Genomic DNA, 20,170 nt, shown 5'->3' with positions numbered 1-20,170 from the left:
TGCGCCGAATAACTGGAGGATGACAGGGGCAACCAAGCCGGCTGCTCTTCCGTGGGCGGTCATCCCGGATTAGTTTTGGCTGAAGTGCACCGGCTTGCCGGTCCCTCCCCAGAGACGCGGAACCGGGCGCTCCAACCCTCCCGGAGGTACAGATGTTTTTCCACAAGCAGGAGCTTCAGTTCAAATCCACGCCGGACCAGCCGGACGCCGTTTTTGCCCGCAAACTCCAGGAAGCCCTGGGCGGCCAGTACGGTGAAATCACCGTGGCCATGCAGTACGGGTTCCAGGGCTGGAACACGCATCTTCCCGGCAAATACCGTGATCTGCTGTTCGGCATTGGGGCGGAGGAAATGGGCCACGTGGAGATGCTGGCCATCATGATCGCCCAGCTGCTGGAAAAGGCGCCACTGGGCATCACCGACGACGCTGTGCAGAACGATCCCACGGTGGCGGCCGTAATAGGCGGCATGGATGTGCAGCACGCCATCGTGGCCGGTGCCGGCGCGCGGCCGGTGGACTCCAACGGCAACCCCTGGACGGGCGGCTACATTACCGCCAGCGGGAACCTGTTGGCGGACTTCACGTCCAACGCCAACATCGAAATGCAGGGCCGAATCGCCGTCGCCCGGCTTTACCACATGACCGATGACCACGGCGTGCGGGACCTGCTCTCGTTCCTGCTCGCCCGGGACACCATGCACCAGAATCAGTGGACCACCGCCGCCCTGGAGCTGCAGGCCGAGGGCCTGGAGCAGCTGCCGGTCCCGTCCAACTTCCCGCTGAGCAAGGAACACCGGGAGGTCTCCTACCAGTACCTGAACTTCTCCGACGGGCAGGCAGCGTCCCAGGGATCCTGGGCCTCCGGCCCGACACCGGACGGCCACGGCGAGTTCACCTACCACGACGGGCCGACGACGACGGCGCCCATGCCGCCGCCCACCCGGGTGGACGCCCGCTACTACGGAACCACGGACGTGCCGAACGTGGTCGAAAAGGCTGCGGGTGCCGCGCAGGACAAGATGAAGAAAGAGTAGCCGGAGCGGGCCTGCCTGCTGCGTGGTTTCGGCGGGCAGGCTGCTGCCGCTGTGTCGGCAGCCGCAAGAATACAAAGCTTGCTGATGACTTTGGTTCTGGGCTATTTTTTTGCCACCAGCCCCGCGGGTCCACCCGGGCCGTAAGACGGGACGCTTTCGGAGGTGCAGATTGTTCTTTCACAAGCAGGAGCTGCAGTTCAAGTCCACGCCGGACAAGCCTGACGCTGTTTACGCTCGCAAGCTTCAGGAGGTTCTGGGCGGCCAGTACGGTGAGATCACCGTGGCCATGCAGTACGGCTTCCAGGCCTGGAACTCCCACATCCCCGGCAAATACCGTGATCTGCTGTACGGGATCGGCGCCGAGGAAATGGGCCACGTGGAGATGCTGGCCATCATGATTGCCCAGCTGCTGGAAAAGGCGCCACTGGGAGTGACCGAGGATGCCGTGCAGAACGATCCCACGGTGGCGGCGGTGATCGGCGGCATGGATGTGCAGCACGCCATCGTTGCCGGTGCCGGCGCGCGGCCGGTGGACTCCAACGGCAACCCCTGGACGGGCGGCTACATCACCGCCAGTGGGAACCTGCTGGCGGATTTCACTGCCAACGCCAACGCGGAAATGCAGGGCCGCCTCGCCGTTGCCCGGCTCTATCACATGACCGATGACCACGGGGTCCGGGACATGCTCTCGTTCCTGCTCGCGCGGGACACCATGCACCAGAACCAGTGGATGGCGGCGGCGAAGGAACTGCAGGCCGAAGGCGCTGAGTCGCTGCCCGTGCCGTCCAACTTCCCGATCAAGAAGGAGGAACGGTCGGTGTCCTATCAGTACCTGAACTTCTCCGACGGGAAAGCTGCCGCCGAAGGGTCCTGGGCCTCCGGACCCACGCCGGACGGTCTGGGCGAGTTCAGCTACCACGACGGCCCGACGACGTCGGCACCCATGCCGCCGCCCACCCGGGTGGACGCCCGCTACTACGGCACCACCGACCTGCCGAACATTGTGGAGAAGATCGCCGGCAGCGTTCAGGACAAGCTGCACAGGGAATAGCATCATCCAGGTTCCGCGGCCGTCCTGCGGGGCGGTCGCGGACCGCGGCCGTCTGGAAGCAACAGTGTGGAAGCAGCGTGGACAAGGAGACGGAAGGGCTGTGGCCCGAACCAAGGCGGGAATGCCGAAGACCGCAGTACCTCAACTTGCTGGAGCCCAGTACATTCTGCCGCTCAAATGGAGCGACGACGCTGGACTCGAATCCCTGTGTGCGTATCTGAACCAGCTGGTCCAGTGGATTCCGGTCCTCGTGGTGGACGGGTCGCCCGCCGCCCTGTTTGCTGCACATGAGCAGGCCTTTCCCTCCGCAGTGCGCCACTGCAGGCCCCGCAGCATGGGCTATGGCAACGGAAAGGTGGAGGGCGTGCTGACCGGCGTGCAGCTCAGCGCGCGCGAGTACCTCGTCCTTGCCGACGACGACGTGCGGTATACGCGAACCGGCTTGGAGCGGGCGGTGGCGCTGCTCGCCGACGCCGACGTCGTCCGCCCGCAAAACTACTTTCCGGCCCCGCTGCCCTGGCACGCCCGGTGGGACACGGCCAGAACCCTGATAAACCGGGCGTTCCGCTCGGACTACCCCGGAACGCTGGCGGTCCGGCGGTCAACGCTGCTGGACGCCGGCGGTTACAGCGGCGATGTGCTGTTCGAAAACCTTGAGCTGCTGCGGACCATCCGGGCGGCAGGAGGACGCGAAGTGCGGGCCGATGACCTCTTCGTGTCCCGGGTGCCGTGTTCGGTGCCGCATTTTCGCCGGCAGCGGGTGCGGCAGGCATATGACGATTTCGCCCAGCCCGCTCGCCTGGCCGCGGAAGCGGCTCTGCTGCCGGTGATTCTGCTGTCCCTGCGGCAGCCGGCACGGCTGGCCATGCTCGCTGCGGCCAGCATCCTCGTGGCTGAAGCAGGCCGCCGGCGTGCGGAGGGAACCCGGGTGTTCATGGCGGATGCCGCGTTCTGGGCACCGCTGTGGGTGCTCGAACGCGCGGTGGGCGTGTGGCTTGCGGCGGGATGGCGGATTCGGGGCGGCATTCCCTATGCGGGGATCCGGCTTCGGACGGCCGGGCATTCCGTGCGCCGGCTTCGCCGGGCCGGGACCGCCCACGTATCGATCTTCTCGGGGGAGGGCGTGGGGGAAGATGCGCGGAAACGGATGCGCGTTGTCACAGCCATTTGTTCCGCTTGAAGGTCAGGTAGAGGACGAAGCCCATAACCGCCATCGCCGCCACAGCCATCGGATAGCCCCAGGTCCAGCCCAATTCGGGCATGTCCTCGAAGTTCATCCCGTAAACGGTGCCCACCAGGGTGGGAGCAAAGAGGATGGCAGCCCACGAGGAGATGCGCTTGACCTGCTCGTTCTGCTCAATACTGGTTTCGGCCAGCCGGTTCGAGGCCAGCGTGGAGGCCAGATTCAGGGCATTCTCCAGCAGGGCCCGGTAGGCGTTGACCCGGTCAATCAGCCGCAGGATGTGGTCCAGGACGTCGCCGAGGTTGTCCTTGAGCTCTGCCGGAACCCCGTACTCTTCCGCGTGCCGCTGCAGGCTGCCCACCACGCCCTCCAGCGGAGAGAGCGCACGCTGGAACTGGATGACTTCGCGGGAGAGTTCGTAGATGCGGCGCGACACCTCGGCGTCGCCGCCAAAGAGCTGGTCCTCAATCTCATCGATGTCGTTTTCCAGCCCGGCCGCCACCGGCGCGTATTCATCCACGACCTGGTCCAGCACCGCATAAAGTACGGCGTGCGGGCCGAGGGCCAGCAGGTCCGGTTCCTGTTCCAGGCGCTTGCGGACCCGGCCCAGATCCGGAGATTCGGCGTGCCGGACGGTGACGACGAAGTTGGGGCCCACAAAAACGTGCAGCTCGCCGAACTCCACGCGTTCGACGTCGTCAAGGTAGCGTGCCGGCCGCAGGACCGCGAACAGCGTGTCGTCGTAGTGTTCCAGCTTGGCCCGCTGATGCCCGGCGAGGGCATCCTCAACGGTCAGCACGTTCAGGCCAAACTCCTCGGCGACGGCCAGGAGCTCGATGTCGTCCGGCCGGTACAGGCCAATCCACGCCATGCCGCCGGAGGACCGGGTCAGTTCGAAAGTCTCATCGAGGTTGTCGGGTGTGTGTTGCCGTTTGCCGTCCACATACACGCCGTTGTCGATCAAGGTCATGGACGTCCCCTAGCTGCTTGAACTGTGCACAGTGCCGCGGCTGTGGCGCGGCAGCTTCCATTATCCATCCCGTCCCCTTCTTCGGCGGACTGCCGGCGACCGCTCTCGCGACCTTTAGTGCTGAGCGCTGCCGGGCGGCACTCCGCGGACTTCTTCAGCCGGGTCCGGAACGGATGAAGCGGGAACGTAACCTGTTCCGCTGCCGAGGGTCCGCAGTGCGTTCAGGATCGCGGCCAGGTCGACCAGCTCCTGGGTCAGGGCCCCGGCAACGGCGGGGATGAACCCGAAGGCCGCGGTGAGCATCAGTCCGACGCTGAGCAGGATACCCAGCCAGATGCTCTCCAGCGCCACCCGCAGGGTCCTCCGTCCGATGTCGACGGCGTCGGCCACCTTGGAAATGTCGTCAGCGACAATCACGGCGTCAGCGGATTCTCCGGCCGCAGTGGATCCGCGGGCACCCATCGCAATGCCGACGTCGGCCGCTGCCAGCACCGGGGCGTCGTTCACGCCGTCGCCCACCATGATCGCCGGCCGGAGCGGCAGGGCGGCGACCAGACGCACCTTGTCCTCCGGCAGCAATTCCGCATGGACGGTCCGAATGCCCAGCGCGGCAGCGGTGCTTTCCGCCGAGGCCCGCCCGTCGCCGGTGAGCATCACCGGCTGCCCCAGCCCGAGCCGGGCCAGACGCTCCAGAGTGGCGCGGGCGTTGTCCCGCGGGGTGTCGCGCAGGGTCAGGGTGCCGGCGAAACGGCCGTCCACGCCGACGTAAACCAGAAGCTCTCCGGCGGCTCCGTGCCCGGCGGCAGCAAGGGAGCCCTGTCCAGCGGCAGGACCGGCTCCCGTCCCCGAAATTCCGCCCGCAACACCGCCGGGGAGCCCGCCGGGAAGCCCGTTCCGGACCGCTGCTGCCACGAAACGGCGCTTGCCGACCAGGACGGTGCGGCCCGCCACTTGTGCCTGCACTCCGTTGGTGGCGACCTCGGCGGCCGATGTTGCCGGGCTCAGGACCAGTCCCTTCTCGAGCGCCGCAGCCTGCACGGCGGCGGCGAGCACGTGGGAGGAATACTGCTCGGCCGAAGCGGCCAGCCGCAGCACCTCACCGGCGGTAAACGGAGGTTCGGGGGAAACCGCCACGAGGTGCGGCCGGCCGTAAGACAGGGTGCCGGTCTTATCGAAGGCAATGCTGCGGGCCCGGGCCAGCTGCTGCAGGGTGGCTCCGCCCTTGACGATGATGCCGTTGCGCGCCGAGCGGCTCATGCCGCCCAGGAAGGCAACGGGGGCGGCGATCAGCAGCGGGCAGGGAGTAGCCAGCACCAGGACCTCGGCGAAGCGCACCGGATCTCCGCTGAGGAGCCAGGCACCGCCGGCAATGAGCAGCGAAACCGCGGTAAACGGCACCGCGAACCGGTCGGCCAGGCGCACCACGGGAGCCTTCGACGCAGCGGCTTCGCGGACCAAGGCGACGATCCGCTGGTACTGGCTGTCCGCCGTCGTCGCCGTGGCCCGGATTCGAACCGCCTGCGGGCCGTTTACGGAACCGCTCATCACCGTCTCGCCGGCGGCGCGGGTGACCGGCAGCGATTCACCGGTCAGCGATGATTCGTCAAAGGCGGCCTCCGCACTGAGCAGAATGCCGTCCACGGGAACCAGCTCGGCCGGCTTGACCAGCAGCACGTCGCCGACAACGACGCTGGCAGCCGGGATGTCCCTCGGTGTTTCGCTGTCCGGCGGCAGCCGGTGGGCCGCCTGCGGCGCCCGTTCCAACAGTGCATCAAGTTCGCTGCGCGCCCGCCGCGCGGCAAAGTCCTCCAGCGCCTCACCGCCGGAGAGCATCAGGACAATGATCAGGGCGGCAGCGTATTCGCCCACCGCCACCGTGGCCAGGATGGCAAGCACGGCCAGGACATCCAGTCCCCAGTGGCCGCGGAGGAGGTCGCGGACCATTCGGGCGCCGGTCACGGCGGCAACCAGCAATGCATAGCCGGAGGCGAGCCGTGCGGCGGCTGTCGGCAGGCCGGTTCCCAGCAGTGCGAAGACGGCCAGCCCGACGACGATGGTCGCTGCCACCGCCGGATACCTCCGGATCACGGAGAGTCTCATGCTCTCGTTATAGGCCCGCCGGTGGGGCTTTTCCAGCAAGAGATACCTAACCTAACGGTTGCCGGCCCTGTTGCGCGGGATGCCTGGTCCGGGTTGCCGGCACTGTCGCCGCGAAAGGAGGGGAGGCGGTGCTGTCACGGCATGCGGCGGCGGCTCAACAGGCCGGACATCAGAAAGGCCAGGCCGATGGCCAGCGGCCACCACGTGTACAGGCTCAGCGTTTCGCCCAGGAAAGCGACGACGAGGATGCCCATCATGCAGGCGACGACCAGGACCATGCCCACGACGATCCGCATCCGCCCGCGGTGCGGCGAGGGCAGCGGCGGAAGCCAGGGAGGACGCTCGTCAGTCCAACTCATCTCGCAATTTTAGGTCGGCCGGGAGCAGATGGAACCGCTTGCCGCCGGTTTTTCTTGGGGCGGCAACGGGTCCGTCCTTCTGCCCTTTCCCGGCGGACCGGTGAATGAAAGGATGGCGGCCTATCCTTCCGCAGCAGGCGCCGAATGCGAACCTTGCCGAATGCAAACCTTGGAGTACGGACATGGAACAGAGCGACCTTCTCATCGACGCCTTCGGGCGTCTGCCCCAGGCCGTGCGCCGGGCGGTGCACGGGCTGGATGCCGCAGCGCTGAACCACCGGCCGTATCCGGCAGGCAACTCCATCTCCTGGCTGGTCTGGCATCTGGCCCGGAGCGAGGACGCGCAGGTCGCTCCGCTGGCGGGGCACGAACAGGCGTGGACGGCGGAGGACTGGTACGGCCGGGTCGGGCTGCCTCTGGCGGTGGACGACACCGGGTACGGGCATGATTCCGACCAGGTGGCTGCCGTTCAGGTGCCGTCGGCCGACGTGCTGCTCGCGTACTACGAGGCGGTGCACTCCCGCACCGCAGCCTTCGTCTCCGGCGTGACCGGCGGGGATCTGGACTCCGTGGTGGACACGGCCTGGGATCCGCCGGTCACTCTGGGCGTGCGGCTGGTCAGCATCCTGGGGGACGGGCTGGAACACGTGGGCCAGGCCGCCTATCTGCGCGGCATGATTCTGGCTTCCCGCGCGTAACCGGGCCGCCGTCGTCGTTCCGGCGGTTTACCGGGCCATCACGGCCAGCAGTTCCTCGCACATGGCGGCGCAGCGGCGGCAGGTTTCGGCGCAAATCCGGCAGTGCCCGTGTTCGGCGGCATGCTGGGCACACTCTTCGGCGCATTGGCGGCAGGCGGCTGCGCAGGCACGCAGCAGTGCCGTGGTGCTGCCGTCGTAGCCCGAATACCGGGTTCCGGTGCGGGCCACCACGGTCCCGGTGGCTGCGCAGATATCGGCGCAGTTCAGGTCCTTGCGGATGCATTCGACCATGTCGCCGAGCATGTCTTCGCTGAGGCAGGCATCGGCGCAGGCGGTACAGACCTGCACGCAGTCGAAGCAGGCGATGACGCAGGTGGAGACGGCCAGCAGATCTGTTCCCGCGCCGTCGGGCCGTTCACTGAGCACATCTTCGATGAGGGACATGGTGCTGCTCCTTTTTCGCTTCGCCTAACGGCACGGTCGGGGAGATGCAGTTGGGCTCAATGCCGGCCCGGGCGTTCAGGATAGCCGCGCCGCGAGACCGGAGGCAGAGGTCGGGCGCGGATCGGCGTCGATCAGTGCATGTTTGCTGCCGGCCGATTTGCGCCGGAGCCTGTGCCCGGGTCTAGAATCGGGGTTAGCTCTTCGGAGCCGTCCGGTCTCGTGCCGGGCTGGGGCTTTAGCTCAGTTGGTAGAGCGTTTCGTTCGCAATGAAAAGGTCAGGGGTTCGATTCCCCTAAGCTCCACAGACGCAAAGTCGAAAAGGCTGCCCCGCATGATGCGGGGCAGCCTTTTCGCATGTGCGGTGTCCGGCGACTTACAGAACCTTCGAAAGAAACGCCTTGGTCCGTTCGTGTCGAGGTGCTGTCAGGACCTGTTTCGGATCTCCGGACTCAATGACGACGCCGCCGTCCATGAAGACCAATGAATCCGCGACCTCACGCGCAAATCCCATCTCATGCGTCACAACGATCATGGTCATCCCGGTCGATGCGAGCTCCTTCATGACATCCAGGACTTCTCCGACGAGTTCTGGATCGAGGGCGCTGGTCGGCTCATCGAACAACATGAGTTTGGGTTCCATGGCGAGTGCCCTGGCGATGGCCACGCGTTGCTGCTGGCCGCCCGAGAGATGCGCCGGATAATAGTCGGCCTTGTCGCCAAGTCCGACGCGGGTCAGCAATTCCATGGCCTGGTTTGTTGCATCGGCCCGGGACCTGCGCTTCACGCGCATGGGTGCCAAAGCAACATTCTCAACGGCCGTGAGATGCGGGAAAAGGTTGAAACGCTGGAAGACCATGCCGATTTCCCGGCGTTGGAACGAGGCTTCCGCAGGTCGAAGCTCGTAGAGCTTGTCGCCTTTCTGTCGGTACCCGACGAGTGTTCCTTCTACGGTGAGCCGGCCTGCGTCAACCCGTTCAAGGTGGTTGATGCAGCGCAGGAAGGTGGATTTCCCGGAGCCGCTGGGCCCCACAATGCACAGGACCTCTCCCGTGTTCACGGTAAGGCTCATGCTGCGCAACACGGTGTTGGTGCCGTAGCTCTTGGACACGCGATCGGCGTGGACCATTGGGGTGCCGGTCATCCCTTGCCTCCTGTTCCCTTGCCGGTGGGCGTTTCGAGGATAGCGGCAGCCCTGGCGTCAGCCGGGCCTTCCGGAACCTGAGGATGAGTGGGGGAGGATCCCCGGTCCGCTGTTTTTTCTGCACGGCGTCCGCTCCCGCGGGAGTAACGCTTCTCAATAAAGTGCTGCCCCACCATCAGCACCGAGGTGAACAGGAGATACCAGATTGAAGCGACGATGAGCAGCGGGACTGGAGTGAAGGTCACCGCGGAAATGCCCCGCGACACCCCGTAGAGGTCAACACTGAGTGGGATCGCCGCGACAAGGGAGGTGGTCTTCAGCATCGAGATGACTTCGTTGCCCGTGGGCGGGATGATGACCTTCATCGCTTGAGGAATCACGACAAAGCGCATTGTTTGCCCCCAGGACAATGCCAGGGCGGTTGACGCTTCCTCCTGGCCTTCATCCACCGAGAGCAGACCTGCGCGCACAATCTCGGACATGTACGCCGCTTCGTTCAGCGCCAGCCCGATAACAGCCGTCACGAACAGGTTAGTGAAGACTCCGTTGTCAAAGGTGACCCAAGGATCCATGAAGGGAATGCCGATGGTGAACACCGGATAGATCAGGGCGACAATTCCCCAAAACACGAGCTGCACATAAACAGGCGTGCCGCGGAAGATCCACAGATAGAGCCAGGCAATATTCCTGACCACGGGGTTTGGGGAAAGGCGCATGATTGCCAGCACCAGGCCCAGCAGAATGGCTGCCGCCATCGAGTAAACGGTAAGTTGCAGGGTGGCCAGGGCTGCCTCGCTGATGCGTTTGTCGAAGAGGTATTTGCCGACCTCGGACCAGCCGTACTCCTCACGTTGAGCTGCATCGATGATGAACACGCCGAGCGCGATGACAAGTGCCACCGCGGCCAGGTTCCGCCACGGGTGGCGCAGCGGAATGGCCCGGATCGGCGCACCGTCCAGTTCTTGGGAGTCCGTGGACGCCTGCCTGCCCGTTCCTTCGCCGGGGGACCCCATCAGCTAGCCTTTCGCGGCGACGTTAAGGGCGGCGGTCTCGACCCCGCCGCTTTCAACGCCCCACTTGGACAGGACCTCGTTGTACGTCCCGTCATCGATGAGGGCCTGCAATGCCTCCTGGAGCACAGGGGTCAGTTCGGAGCCCTTTGCCATCGGAATGCCGTAAGGCGCGACCTCGGAAGGATCGCCGGCGGTCTGCAGCTTGCCGTCGCTCTTCGAAATGGCGTACAGCGTCACTGGAGAGTCAGCGCTCATGGCGTCGACCTGGCCGATGACCAGGGCGTTCGTTGCCTGGTCCTGGGTGTCGTACCGGAAAATCTCAATGGCTGGCTTCCCGGCGTCCGTGCAGGCCTTGGACTTGGCGGGAACCTCATGCGTGTCTTCGTATGTGGTTGTCTGAACCGCAACTTTGAGACCGCACGAGTTATTGGGGTCGACGTCCTTGCCCTGGGGGGAGGCCCACTGAATGCCGGCCGAGTAGTAGTTAATGAAATCGGCCTGCTTTTCACGCTCAACAGTGTCCGTGAAGGAGGACATGCCCATGTCATCCTTGCCGGCATTCACGGAGGGAATGATGTTGTCGAATGTGCCAATGTCGAAATTCACCGTCAGGCCAAGGGACTGGCCCAGGGCATTGGTGAGATCCACCGACCAGCCGGCCGGGTCTCCATTCGGGTCCTTGAACTCATTTGGCGGGTAGTTGTTTGCCATGCCGACGTTAAGTACCCCGGCCTCCCTGATCTTCGCCGGCAGTTTTGCTGCCAGTTCTTCATTCTTCTCGACGGTAATCGTCTCTGCTCCGCCGTCCGAGCCGCTCGTGGTCACGGCAGGCGCTTCGGCGGCGCTGTTGTCGACGCATCCGGTCAGCAGCAAGCCTGCGGCGAGTGCGGTTAGTGCGTATTTGGCACGCATAATTGGTCCTCAATTTGAATTGGACTGAATAATTCATGACGTGCGCGATCGGGCTATTTTGGGCTATGTGACAGGTCTGGAATTGATCCCGATCCTTAGAAAAGCGACTCTAGCCCACTTTTAAGATGTCACTGCCGCGTCGAATGCGGAATCCACATAAATTTTTGGTTCGCCGCCAACGCGGCATGATTCCCTGCAAGTACGGCGGGGCCGTCCCGGTTCTCAGCGTGTTGGCCGGCTGCCCGGCCGGCAAAAGCTCCGCCGTTCCGGAACTATTCGTCCTCGGTCCGGCGCATGCAGCTCCCGCGCCTAAACGGCCTTCACCACCGGCAGATCGGACCATTCCGTCGTGAAGCGCGGCGAGGCGAACTTCCGGGCCATGGTCCAGTCCGGTTTGGCCGAGGCCAGGCCGGCCAGCCCCAGCCCGATGCTGGCCGCGCCGTACTTGTCGGCGACCTGGGCCAGCAGCGGACCGATGTCGGGCTGTTCGGGGCCGGCGGCAAACAGGTCGAAAACGGGTTCCGCCCCGGCGGGGGACAGGCCGGTGAGCATGATGCCGGCCTTGGCATACGGTGCTCCCTCCACCACATGGGAGTCCATCGCCGTGATGGCCGCCCGGGTGAGGACCAGCGGATCCGCGGTGGGCCGCTCCAGCCGCACCGTCACCGAGGGTGCGGATGCCGCCGTCGTGTTGAACCGGGATGTCGCGGCAAACACCGTCATTACGGTGGCGAGCTGGCCCTCCTTCGCCAGCCGGATGGCTGCCTTCTGGGCGTAGAGGCTCATGACCTGGCGCATCGATTCGCGGGTGGTCACCGGCGTCGCGAAGCTGCGGGAAAAGAGCACCTGCTGCTTGTCGGCGGATTCCGTTTCCATCGGGATGCACGCGGTGCCGTTCAGTTCCAGCACGGTCCGCTGCAGCACGACCGAGAACTTTGCGCGGATCACGGCGGGATCGGCGTCGCGCAGGTCAGCGACCGTGTGAATCCCCAGTGCATTCAGCCGCGCACCGTTGCGCGACCCCACGCCCCACAGTCCGGTCACCGGCACCCGGGACATGATGGTGTCGACGACGGAGGGGCCCAGGGTGTCGAGGTTGCAGACTCCGCCCAGATGCGGATTCTGTTTGGCAATCCGGTTGGCGAATTTGGCCAGCGTCTTGGTGGCGCCGATTCCCACGCAGACCGGCAGGCCAATGTTCCGCGCGGCCGCGGCGCGGATGTCGGCGCCGCGGCTGCGCAGCTGCTCGTCGGTTCCGTGGAGGTGCAGGAAACACTCGTCGATGGAGTAGATTTCCTGTTCCGAGGAAAAGCGGGCCAGCAGCTGCATCACCCGCGAACTCAGGTCTCCGTACAGCTCATAGTTGCTCGAGCGCTGCACCAGGCCCAGCTTCGGGGCGGATTCGGCGAGCTTGAACCACGGATCCCCGGTCTTGATGCCCAGCGCCTTGGCCTCATCGGAGCGCGCCACCACGCAGCCGTCGTTGTTGGAGAGCACCACCACGGGAATGCCGGCCAGCTTCGGATCGAACACGCGCTCGCAGGAGACGTAAAAACTGTTCACGTCCACCAGGGCGAAACGCTGCTGCTCAGCCACGGGCGGCTTCCCGGTTGCTGGAGGCGGGAGGGGTCAGACGTGGTGCAGGCACCGGGTCACCACGCCCCAGACAGACAGCTCGGCCGGATCGGGTACGCGGATGTCAGTCGATCCCGGGCTGTCGGCGTGCAGGTAGATCCCCTGCCCGGTGAGCAGCAGGCGTCGGATGGTCAATTCACCGTTCAGGACGGCGACGACGACGGACCCGTCCTTGGGCGTCAGCGACCGGTCCACGATGATCTCGTCTCCGTCGCTGATGCCGGCCCCGTCCATGGCATCGCCGGAGACCCGCATGATGAACGTGGAGGTGGCATCGCGGATCAGATGCCGGTTCAGGTCGATGCCGGCGTCGTAATAGTCCTGCGCGGGGGAGGCGAACCCGGCGGGAAGCGTTGATGAACGGTTGGCCGGAGCCGCGTCGTTGCCTCCGGAGCGCGGGGAAGGGTTCGAGGAAAAAACCGCCATGCCGCATCCTCCCAAGAATCGACTTTTCTAGAACACACTTTCGAGTGCTCTCAGGTTAGCACCGCCCCGCCGGCGCCGTCACTGCCTGGCCAGGTCCGGTCGCCGAGGCCGATGAGGTCCAGGAAGTGGCCGTGGGCCTCACTCGCGCCGGCCCGGTCGCCTGTCAGCAGCAGGTCAAACAGCAGGCCGTTGACCACGGCAAGGGCCAGCCGGGCCTGCATGCGGGCGGTACCGGGGTCGTAGCCCACGCGAACCAAACTGTCTTCCATGGCGTCAAGCCAGGGGGCCACCAGGGTTTGCCTCAGAATGCGGGCATGCGGCTCGCCCTGCATGGCATGGGATGCAAGCTCGAATACCAGCGGGCCGTAGGTCAATGTTTCATCAACCATGCGGTTCCAAAAAAGTGCGGTCATCTCGCGCGGGGAGGCGGCAGGGTCCGAGTCGACGCGGAAAAGGCTGGCGTACGCCTCCCGTTGCCGGCGCTCGACGGCTGCCACCACCTCGGTCAGCAGCCCTTCGCGGGAGCCGAAGTGATAGTTGAGCATGCGATGGCTGGTGCCAATGTTTGCGGCGAGGCTGCGCAGGCTCTGGTTGTGCACTCCATTCGCCGCAAAATACGCCAACGCGGCCTGCAGCAACTGCTCCCGGCCGGAGCCGGCCTCACGCCCGGCCATGCGGATCCGCGCTGCTCTGCGCCGCAGCGCGGCGCCAGTCCTCTCCGATGCCGCGCAGCAGGGGTGGATAGACGAGCAGGTGCCGGAAGGGAGTAATCCCCGCCATGTACATTCGGCCCAGGAGGCCGTTGGGCTTCACCAGTACGGCCATTTGGCCGTGGTAGCCGCCGGCCTCGTCAGGCACCCACCTCAGGTGCAGCACCCCGTGCACCGTGCGGTTGGCCATTTCGGCAGCAGCTTCTCGCTCCAGGAGGAAAACCGGAGAGAACGGGAGGGTGGGAAAGGCCGGACCGGGCGGGGCTTCGCGCAGATCGGATGGCAGCCGCTCGCGCAATGACTGGACCCGGCTGCCGATCCCGGCCCCGGCGCCGTCCCAGCCGAACAGTGCGCCCAGCTTCCATCGAATGGGGAAAAGCAGGCGGGCGATGCGGGAGGGGTTGTCGGCGGTATCTCCGGCGGCGAACAGATGGACCAGTTTGGGGAAGTCCCCGGCGCCGCCGGGGGTGGGCAGGTCCCAGACTCCGTAAAGGCGGAAATCAGGAGCGACCTCATGGATTCGCCAGGGGCCGTCTGCCGGTGGATGTTCCGTGGATGGGTGTGCCATGGTCAGGTCTCCTTGCGGAGGAAATCGGGAGAGAAGATGGAGGAAAAAATGAGATGTGCATCACAAGGAATCGATGTACCATATGGTACATCGATTCGCTTCAGGTGCCCATGGTCTTCGTCTTGAGGACCGTCAACCGCCTTCCGGGCAGCCGGCCTGCCCAGTCAACAGCACTCCCAGCAACGCCTCATCGCACCGGAGTTCCTCATGACCCAGCTCGCCATCGAAACCGCCAATCTGGTCAAGACCTTCGGCTCAACCCGCGCCCTGGACGGCTTCTCGCTCGCCGTCGAGCCCGGGCAGGTGGCCGGCTTCCTCGGGCCAAACGGCGCCGGAAAGTCCACAGCCATCCGCGTCCTCCTCGGCGTCCTGCGCGCGGACGCCGGAACCGCCCGAGTCCTGGGACTCGATCCCTGGGCTGACGCCGTCGCCATCCACCGGCGCATCGCGTATGTTCCGGGGGATACCAGCCTCTGGCCGAACCTGACCGGCGGTGAAGCGATCGACATCTTCACCCGCCTGCACAGCGGCCGCAACGGCAGCGAGCAGGGCGCCCGGCGTAGCCGGGGTTCCCGACGCCGCACCGAACTGCTCGAGCGCTTCGAACTGGATCCCACCAAGAAGGCGCGGACCTATTCCAAGGGCAACCGGCAAAAGGTTGCCCTGGTGGCTGCGCTCGCCTCCGACGCCGACCTCTACCTCCTCGACGAACCCACCTCCGGACTGGATCCGCTGATGGAAGCGGTGTTCACCGATGAGGTCCGCAGCCTGCGGGAGGACGGCCGCACGGTGCTGCTCTCCAGCCACATCCTCGGCGAGGTGGAGAAGCTGTGCGACACAGTGACCATCATCCGCGCCGGACGCGACGTCGAAACGGGCACCATGGGGCAGCTGCGCCACCTGACCCGTTCCGCGGTGACCGCGACGACGACGGCGGATCCCGCCGCCCTCTCCGCCGCCGCCGGAGTGCACAACCTCAGCGTTGACGACGGTTACCTGCGGTTCGACGTCGACAACGCCCGCGTCAACGACATCCTGCTGCTGCTCGCCGACGCAGGCGTCGAGAACCTGACCATTACCCCGCCGTCGCTGGAAGAGTTGTTCCTGCGCCACTACGGCGAGACAGCCACGGAAGAGGCAGTCCGATGAGCACCGCAGCCGCGGTTTCCCGCCCCGCCGCCGTCGAGCGGCGATCCTCAGCCCCGTGGGCCGCCACCGGCGGGCTGCTGCGGCTGAACCTGCGTCTGGACCGGATCCGCATCCTGGTCTGGACCCTGGCGGTCGGACTCGCGGTGGCCGGGTCCATGGCCAGCTTCGAAGTCACCTACAACACGCCGGAAGCGCTGCAGGCGCGGGCGGGCCTGATGGCCAACCCCGCGGCGGTCATGATGACCGGGCCGGCTTTTGGGCTGGAGAACTACACGTTCGGTGCCATGGTCGCCAACGAGCTCTCGCTGTATCTTTTCCTGGCCGCGGCGATCATGAGCATCCTCCTGGTGGTCCGGCACACCCGCGCCGAGGAGGAATCCGGGCGGATGGAGATGCTGCGCGCGCTGCCCGTGGGCCGGTTCGCGCCGGCTGCCGCAGCGGTGCTCACGGTTGCCGTCGCCAATGCGGCTGTCGGTGCCGCAACAATAGCTGCCCTTGCGGGGTCGGGCCTGGAAATGGCCAGTTCGGTGGCCCTCGGCGTCGGGACGGCACTCACCGGCCTGGTCTTCGCCGGCGTGGCGGCGGTGTCCGCCCAGCTGACGGAACACGCCCGCAGCGCAACCGGAACCGCGATGGCCGTCCTGGCGGCCGCCTTCCTGATCCGCGGCATCGGCGACGTAATCAACAACCAGGGCTCGTGGCTGTCCTGGTTCTCCCCGCTTGCGTGGGCCCAGCAGGCCCGCTTCTATGTGGACCTGCGCTGGGAACCGCTGGCGCTGGCCGCCGTGGCGACCGTGCTGCTTCTGGCCCTGGCCGTGTATCTGGCCCAGCGGCGGGATCTGGGGGCCGGGCTTCGCCAGCCGCACCCCGGGCCCGCGGCCGCCCCCCGCACACTGCTCTCGCCGGCGGGCCTTGCGAGCCGGCTGCTGCGCGGTTCCTTTGCGGCCTGGGCAGCTGGCGTCTTCCTCTTCGCAGCCGCGTCTGGTGCCCTGGCCAACTCGCTGGAGGACGCATTCGCCGATGTTCCGGAGCTGGGGAACCTGATCGCCGTCGATCTGGCGGACGTGACCACCAGCTTCGCCTCCGCCCTCCTCTCCTTTCTCATGGTCGCGCCGCTGATCTTCAGCGTTTCCGGCGTCCTGCGGCTGCGCGGCGAGGAAGATGCGGGCCGCGTCGAGCAGCTGCTGGTCACCGGCAGCTCACGGCCGGGGCTGCTCATCCGCTGGCTGGGTGTGGTGGCCGTGCAGACGATCCTGCTCACCGCGGTGGGCGGGTTCGGCACCGGAATGGGCGTCTGGGCGGGAACCGGCGACGCCGGCTGGGCCGGCAAGCTCACGCTCGCTGCGCTCGCCTATTTGCCGGCCGTCGCGCTGGCCGCAGCCATCGCCGTCGCGCTGTATGGCCTGGCCCCCAAAATCTTGCCCCTGGCCTGGGCGCCGGTGGTGTGGGCCGCCGTCGTGCTGTATCTGGGTTCGCTGCTCGGCCTCCCCGATTGGGCCACCGACCTTTCACCGCTTGCCCACGTCCCGCTGGTTCCGAGTGCTGAATTGGTGGCTGAACCGCTGGTCCTGATGGGTCTGTTCGCCGCCGTTTTGGCGGTCGCCGGTCTGGTCGGGTTCCGCCGCCGGGATGTCGGGGCTTCTTGATGTCCGGAGCGGCGTAGGGCTGCTCCGGAGGAAGACGGCGCCACCCTAGCCGTGGAGTGGGGCAGCCCCCTACGCTGAAGGCGGCGGTTGACCCGCCGTCCTCCACGCGGACCAGGAGTTCCTGATGAAGCAGACACCAATTCGTACCGTAATCAGTCCCGGTCGTTATGTGCAGGGTGCCGGCGCTATTCACCGCCTGGGCGAGTTCCTGGCACAGATCGGCAAGACTCCGCTCATGGTGGCGGACGACGTCGTCTGGGGTTTCGTGGGCCACGATGTCACCACCTCGCTGCAGACCCATGAGCTGCCGCTGACCCGCGAAGTTTTTAACGGAACCCCCACCGCTGCCGAGATCGACAGGTTAACCGGCGCCATTCGGGCTGCTGGCGCCGACGTGGTGGTGGGAGTCGGTGGCGGCAGCACCATCGACGCGTGCAAGGCAGCCGGAGATGCGGCAGGCATCCGCTGGGCGTCGGTGCCCACCGTGGCTTCCACTGATGCGCCGACGTCGGCCCTCGCCGTCATCTACACCGCCGATGGAGCCTTTGAGGAGTATCGATTCTTTTCGCGGAACCCGGACCTGGTGCTGGTGGACTCGCAGATTGTCGCCAATGCACCGGCGTCGTTCCTGGCCTACGGCGTAGGAGACGCGCTGGCGACCTGGCTCGAAGCGCGCGCCACCGCTGCCTCCAACTCGCTGACCATGGCCGGGGGCCTGCCCACCCAGACCGGCACAGCGCTGGCCCGGCTGAGTTGGGACGTTCTTTGGGAGTTCGCACTCCCGGCACTTGATGCCGCGCGGGACCATGTGGTGACTCCGGCGCTGGAGAAGGTTATTGAGGCCAATACGCTGCTTTCCGGCCTCGGCTTCGAATCCGGCGGATTGGCGGCGGCGCACGCCATTCACAACGGGCTGACCGCAGCACCGCAAACGCACGGGTTGGCGCACGGGCAGAAGGTGAACATCGGCTCGCTGACCCAGCTGGTGCTTGAGGGTGCACCGACCGCGGAAGTCCGAGATTTTGTGGAATTCACCACGCGGGTCGGTTTGCCGAACACGCTGACCGAAGTGGGGCTGTCAGTCGAGGACGCCCGCGAACTCGATCTGGTGGCGGAGGCGTCCACGGTGCCGGGGGAGACCATGAAGTCCATGCCATTCGATGTCGGACCCGCCGATGTGGTGGCCGCCCTGAAATCCATCGAGCGGTTTTCCCGGCGGGTCCGCCGCGAAGCAGGGCTACCCGAACCAGTGCCGTACAAGGCGGACTGAACCGGCAGCTAGGGCTGCTCCGCAGGCGCCGACGCAGGGGCTGCAGGAGCCCCCGGCTCGCCGGATCCCCCGGAATCTTCCATCTGGAGAATCATTCCCGATACCAGGATCCCGATCGCCAAGACCACCAGCAGCAGCACCCCGCTGATGATCGTTACCACCAGGGCGCTGCGCGGGCGCGGCCGGCGCCGGACCAGGGCAACGACCGCCAGCACGAAGGCCAGGCCCGCCAGCGGGAAAAACAGGGGCGGCAGGAAGACCGAGAGCACCAGGGCGACCAGTGCCACAATGCCCGACGGCGTCCCCAGCCAAGAGCTGTCTGCTGCCCGTTCCGGTGTGGGCGGGTCGGCCGGTGGGTCCGGCTGGACGCGTTCGGGTGCTGGACCAGTGCCGGATTTGGTGTTCATGGGTTTTTCCTTAGATGCGACAGATATACGAGAGGTGCGACGGATACGACGCTTGGAGACGCTCGGGGCTGGCTGGATTATGCCGGAGTTCAGCTTTCGAGGTCCTCGCCCTGCGGTTCGAAACCCTGCCGCTTGCCGTGCATCCAGAGCACGATATCCAGTTGCCGCAGTTCCGAAATAGGTTCGGTGATACCGGACTTGGCCCGAATTTCAGCCAACCGTTCGGTCAGCACACCGTCAGCATAGGACGTGTGCCAGTAGAGCCACTGGTCCTTGGGCCCGGGCAGCGCGGTCACCCGGCGGATGATGGAATCATAAACCGGGATCAGCCGCGGCCGTTTCCGAGCCATGATCTTGCTGGTGGTGCTCGGTCCCACGCCCCAGCCCGCGTCGTCGTGCTTTCCGCGGAGCAGGTTCCACAGCTGCCGGGCGGCACTCTCGGCACCCAGATCCCGCTGCGGGTCCGCGTAGGGAAGGTCCACATCCGCTGGGATCTGCGCCAGGAGATCGGAGATCTCCTCCGCCCGGGTCTCCAAAACGGCTATGGCTGTCCGCGGTGGAATCTTCACCGACCGAAAGGAGGCAGCCACTAGGTCGTCGGCGGTAATCCGGTTCACCGTTTCGGGGGCATCACCGCCGCCGGCCCAGGAATCAAACCGGGAACTACTGCGGACCAAACCGGTGCGCGGCATAATTTCGGTGAAGAAATCCCGCAGATTCTGCGCTGCCGTATCAACGGTGATTTCGCCCGTCGAAATAACGCGTTTCATGGTTCCCCCGTCGATGGGTTGGAAAGTCCTAAAAACAGGTGCTGCTTCCACACCCTACTGTCGTTCTATAGAGTCCCACCATGCCCATTACCTTCAGTCCCATGGCGAATTCCAAACGGGACACCGACGAGCTGGTTCGGTTCCTGACCACCAACCGGTTTCCGTTCCATGTGCTGCCCGAGCATTCGGAGGAATCAGCCCGTGAGGCCGTGGCCAGCGGGCGTTTCTGGTCAGGGGAATCCCACGGCTACTGGATCGACGACGACGGCGCGCGGATTGGGCTGGTCGTCCTGGACGACCTCGACGAGGACACCCCCATGTTTGATTTACGCCTGGCCGAGGCGTTCCGCGGCAAAGGCCTGGGGCCAAAGGTGCTTGCCGCGCTGTGCACCAAGGTGTTTGAGCAGTTTCCGGAACCGGTGCGGTTTGAGGGCCAGACGCGGGAGGACAACATCGCCATGCGCAAGACCTTCCTCCGTGCAGGTTTCCTCAAGGAAGCGCACTACCGTCTCGGCTGGCCCACCGCTGAGGGTCCCCGCGTTGCATCGGTGGCCTATGCGATTCTGCGCCAGGATTGGGAAAGCAAGGACACCACAGGGTTCGAATGGCATGACCTCCCGGCCTGAACCGGACTTCTCCGTAGACTCTGAACAAATAACCGGCCGCCGGCCGAGAATTTCGGGG

21 protein-coding genes and 1 tRNA gene are annotated in these 20,170 nt (G+C 65.8%); 9 read left to right on the top strand and 13 right to left on the bottom strand.

Going from position 1 to position 20,170, the window contains the following annotated elements:
- Window positions 1–152 precede the first annotated feature (152 nt).
- The 3 genes from QNO08_RS16200 (at window position 153) to QNO08_RS16190 (ending at window position 3,265) form a co-directional block, all read left to right on the top strand.
- The gene (locus QNO08_RS16200; RefSeq protein ID WP_229966301.1) at window positions 153–1,034 is read left to right on the top strand and encodes a manganese catalase; all 882 of its coding nucleotides are present in this window, start codon (window positions 153–155) and stop codon (window positions 1,032–1,034) included.
- Between the two features lie 169 nt (window positions 1,035–1,203).
- Window positions 1,204–2,085: a manganese catalase gene (locus QNO08_RS16195; protein ID WP_229966300.1), complete on the top strand. Its 882-nt coding sequence runs from the start codon at window positions 1,204–1,206 to the stop codon at window positions 2,083–2,085.
- Between the two features lie 100 nt (window positions 2,086–2,185).
- On the top strand, window positions 2,186–3,265 hold the full coding sequence (locus QNO08_RS16190) for a glycosyltransferase family 2 protein (protein ID WP_331461781.1): 1,080 nt from the start codon (window positions 2,186–2,188) through the stop codon (window positions 3,263–3,265).
- Here QNO08_RS16190 and corA read toward each other — a convergent pair.
- The 3 genes from corA to QNO08_RS16175 form a co-directional block, all read right to left on the bottom strand.
- Window positions 3,243–4,238, bottom strand: coding sequence for a magnesium/cobalt transporter CorA (gene corA / locus QNO08_RS16185; protein WP_229966299.1), 996 nt, complete (start codon window positions 4,236–4,238; stop codon window positions 3,243–3,245). The two genes, QNO08_RS16190 and corA, sit on opposite strands and share 23 nt — an antisense overlap.
- A 114-nt stretch (window positions 4,239–4,352) precedes the next feature.
- Window positions 4,353–6,338 (bottom strand): heavy metal translocating P-type ATPase, encoded by a 1,986-nt coding sequence (locus QNO08_RS16180; RefSeq protein ID WP_229966298.1) that lies wholly within the window; start codon window positions 6,336–6,338, stop codon window positions 4,353–4,355.
- Window positions 6,339–6,472: 134 nt separating this feature from the next.
- On the bottom strand, window positions 6,473–6,697 hold the full coding sequence (locus tag QNO08_RS16175) for a hypothetical protein (RefSeq protein ID WP_229966297.1): 225 nt from the start codon (window positions 6,695–6,697) through the stop codon (window positions 6,473–6,475).
- A 182-nt stretch (window positions 6,698–6,879) separates the two neighbouring features.
- Between QNO08_RS16175 and QNO08_RS16170 the strand changes: the two genes are divergently transcribed.
- Window positions 6,880–7,395: a mycothiol transferase gene (locus tag QNO08_RS16170; protein WP_229966296.1), complete on the top strand. Its 516-nt coding sequence runs from the start codon at window positions 6,880–6,882 to the stop codon at window positions 7,393–7,395.
- Between the two features lie 27 nt (window positions 7,396–7,422).
- Here the strand turns inward: QNO08_RS16170 and QNO08_RS16165 are convergent, their stop codons facing one another.
- On the bottom strand, window positions 7,423–7,839 hold the full coding sequence (locus QNO08_RS16165; RefSeq protein ID WP_229966295.1) for a four-helix bundle copper-binding protein: 417 nt from the start codon (window positions 7,837–7,839) through the stop codon (window positions 7,423–7,425).
- A 229-nt stretch (window positions 7,840–8,068) separates the two neighbouring features.
- Between QNO08_RS16165 and QNO08_RS16160 the strand changes: the two genes are divergently transcribed.
- Window positions 8,069–8,141, top strand: a tRNA-Ala gene (locus QNO08_RS16160).
- 71 nt (window positions 8,142–8,212) lie between these two features.
- Here QNO08_RS16160 and QNO08_RS16155 read toward each other — a convergent pair.
- The 7 genes from QNO08_RS16155 to QNO08_RS16125 all read right to left on the bottom strand — a co-directional run bounded on the left by QNO08_RS16155 (window position 8,213) and on the right by QNO08_RS16125 (window position 14,244).
- A complete protein-coding gene (locus QNO08_RS16155) occupies window positions 8,213–8,980 on the bottom strand; it encodes an amino acid ABC transporter ATP-binding protein (RefSeq protein WP_269439194.1) in 768 nt (255 codons plus the stop codon).
- On the bottom strand, window positions 8,977–9,879 hold the full coding sequence (locus QNO08_RS16150) for an amino acid ABC transporter permease (protein ID WP_284015823.1): 903 nt from the start codon (window positions 9,877–9,879) through the stop codon (window positions 8,977–8,979). The genes QNO08_RS16155 and QNO08_RS16150 overlap by 4 nt, the downstream gene beginning before the upstream one ends.
- A gap of 117 nt (window positions 9,880–9,996) precedes the next feature.
- Window positions 9,997–10,905 (bottom strand): ABC transporter substrate-binding protein, encoded by a 909-nt coding sequence (locus tag QNO08_RS16145; protein WP_229966293.1) that lies wholly within the window; start codon window positions 10,903–10,905, stop codon window positions 9,997–9,999.
- A 309-nt stretch (window positions 10,906–11,214) separates the two neighbouring features.
- Complete coding sequence (locus QNO08_RS16140; RefSeq protein WP_229966292.1) at window positions 11,215–12,501, bottom strand: Y-family DNA polymerase; 1,287 nt, start codon at window positions 12,499–12,501, stop codon at window positions 11,215–11,217.
- A gap of 33 nt (window positions 12,502–12,534) precedes the next feature.
- Entirely contained in the window at window positions 12,535–12,966 is a 432-nt protein-coding gene (locus tag QNO08_RS16135; RefSeq protein ID WP_229966291.1) for a LexA family protein, read from the bottom strand.
- A gap of 50 nt (window positions 12,967–13,016) precedes the next feature.
- Complete coding sequence (locus tag QNO08_RS16130; protein ID WP_229966290.1) at window positions 13,017–13,640, bottom strand: TetR/AcrR family transcriptional regulator; 624 nt, start codon at window positions 13,638–13,640, stop codon at window positions 13,017–13,019.
- Window positions 13,627–14,244 (bottom strand): DUF2867 domain-containing protein, encoded by a 618-nt coding sequence (locus QNO08_RS16125; protein WP_229966289.1) that lies wholly within the window; start codon window positions 14,242–14,244, stop codon window positions 13,627–13,629. Before QNO08_RS16125 ends, QNO08_RS16130 begins: the two co-directional genes overlap by 14 nt.
- Before the next feature lie 207 nt (window positions 14,245–14,451).
- Between QNO08_RS16125 and QNO08_RS16120 the strand changes: the two genes are divergently transcribed.
- The 3 genes from QNO08_RS16120 (at window position 14,452) to QNO08_RS16110 (ending at window position 18,309) form a co-directional block, all read left to right on the top strand.
- Entirely contained in the window at window positions 14,452–15,393 is a 942-nt protein-coding gene (locus QNO08_RS16120; protein WP_229966288.1) for an ABC transporter ATP-binding protein, read from the top strand.
- On the top strand, window positions 15,390–17,039 hold the full coding sequence (locus tag QNO08_RS16115) for an ABC transporter permease (RefSeq protein ID WP_229966287.1): 1,650 nt from the start codon (window positions 15,390–15,392) through the stop codon (window positions 17,037–17,039). Before QNO08_RS16120 ends, QNO08_RS16115 begins: the two co-directional genes overlap by 4 nt.
- Window positions 17,040–17,163: 124 nt before the next feature.
- Window positions 17,164–18,309, top strand: coding sequence for a glycerol dehydrogenase (locus QNO08_RS16110; RefSeq protein ID WP_229966286.1), 1,146 nt, complete (start codon window positions 17,164–17,166; stop codon window positions 18,307–18,309).
- 8 nt (window positions 18,310–18,317) lie between these two features.
- Here QNO08_RS16110 and QNO08_RS16105 read toward each other — a convergent pair whose 3' ends face one another.
- Together QNO08_RS16105 and QNO08_RS16100 are read right to left on the bottom strand one after the other, a co-directional pair.
- The gene (locus QNO08_RS16105; protein ID WP_229966285.1) at window positions 18,318–18,716 is read right to left on the bottom strand and encodes a hypothetical protein; all 399 of its coding nucleotides are present in this window, start codon (window positions 18,714–18,716) and stop codon (window positions 18,318–18,320) included.
- Window positions 18,717–18,805: 89 nt separating this feature from the next.
- Complete coding sequence (locus tag QNO08_RS16100; protein ID WP_229966284.1) at window positions 18,806–19,486, bottom strand: DUF6308 family protein; 681 nt, start codon at window positions 19,484–19,486, stop codon at window positions 18,806–18,808.
- An 80-nt stretch (window positions 19,487–19,566) separates the two neighbouring features.
- On the opposite strand from QNO08_RS16100, the gene QNO08_RS16095 reads away from it, so the two are divergent.
- Window positions 19,567–20,112: a GNAT family N-acetyltransferase gene (locus QNO08_RS16095; protein ID WP_229966283.1), complete on the top strand. Its 546-nt coding sequence runs from the start codon at window positions 19,567–19,569 to the stop codon at window positions 20,110–20,112.
- The last annotated feature ends 58 nt before the right edge of the window (window positions 20,113–20,170 follow it).

This window comes from Arthrobacter sp. zg-Y820 (assembly GCF_030142155.1).
In the GTDB taxonomy this organism is placed as follows: domain Bacteria; phylum Actinomycetota; class Actinomycetes; order Actinomycetales; family Micrococcaceae; genus Arthrobacter_B.
Note: the sequence above shows the minus strand (reverse complement) of the source record. Positions and strands in the feature narration are given on the sequence as shown.

Excerpts from the sequence above, each read along its gene's own strand:
- QNO08_RS16100 (WP_229966284.1), bottom strand. The coding sequence starts at position 19,486 with ATGAAACGCGTTATTTCGACGGGCGAAATCACCGTTGATACGGCAGCG.
- QNO08_RS16145 (WP_229966293.1), bottom strand. The coding sequence starts at position 10,905 with ATGCGTGCCAAATACGCACTAACCGCACTCGCCGCAGGCTTGCTGCTG.
- QNO08_RS16170 (WP_229966296.1), top strand. The coding sequence starts at position 6,880 with ATGGAACAGAGCGACCTTCTCATCGACGCCTTCGGGCGTCTGCCCCAG.
- QNO08_RS16110 (WP_229966286.1), top strand. The coding sequence starts at position 17,164 with ATGAAGCAGACACCAATTCGTACCGTAATCAGTCCCGGTCGTTATGTG.
- QNO08_RS16130 (WP_229966290.1), bottom strand. The coding sequence starts at position 13,640 with ATGGCCGGGCGTGAGGCCGGCTCCGGCCGGGAGCAGTTGCTGCAGGCC.
- QNO08_RS16120 (WP_229966288.1), top strand. The coding sequence starts at position 14,452 with ATGACCCAGCTCGCCATCGAAACCGCCAATCTGGTCAAGACCTTCGGC.
- QNO08_RS16155 (WP_269439194.1), bottom strand. The coding sequence starts at position 8,980 with ATGACCGGCACCCCAATGGTCCACGCCGATCGCGTGTCCAAGAGCTAC.
- QNO08_RS16180 (WP_229966298.1), bottom strand. The coding sequence starts at position 6,338 with ATGAGACTCTCCGTGATCCGGAGGTATCCGGCGGTGGCAGCGACCATC.
- corA (WP_229966299.1), bottom strand. The coding sequence starts at position 4,238 with ATGACCTTGATCGACAACGGCGTGTATGTGGACGGCAAACGGCAACAC.
- QNO08_RS16200 (WP_229966301.1), top strand. The coding sequence starts at position 153 with ATGTTTTTCCACAAGCAGGAGCTTCAGTTCAAATCCACGCCGGACCAG.
- QNO08_RS16105 (WP_229966285.1), bottom strand. The coding sequence starts at position 18,716 with ATGAACACCAAATCCGGCACTGGTCCAGCACCCGAACGCGTCCAGCCG.
- QNO08_RS16175 (WP_229966297.1), bottom strand. The coding sequence starts at position 6,697 with ATGAGTTGGACTGACGAGCGTCCTCCCTGGCTTCCGCCGCTGCCCTCG.
- QNO08_RS16095 (WP_229966283.1), top strand. The coding sequence starts at position 19,567 with ATGCCCATTACCTTCAGTCCCATGGCGAATTCCAAACGGGACACCGAC.
- QNO08_RS16135 (WP_229966291.1), bottom strand. The coding sequence starts at position 12,966 with ATGGCGGTTTTTTCCTCGAACCCTTCCCCGCGCTCCGGAGGCAACGAC.
- QNO08_RS16125 (WP_229966289.1), bottom strand. The coding sequence starts at position 14,244 with ATGGCACACCCATCCACGGAACATCCACCGGCAGACGGCCCCTGGCGA.
- QNO08_RS16115 (WP_229966287.1), top strand. The coding sequence starts at position 15,390 with ATGAGCACCGCAGCCGCGGTTTCCCGCCCCGCCGCCGTCGAGCGGCGA.
- QNO08_RS16165 (WP_229966295.1), bottom strand. The coding sequence starts at position 7,839 with ATGTCCCTCATCGAAGATGTGCTCAGTGAACGGCCCGACGGCGCGGGA.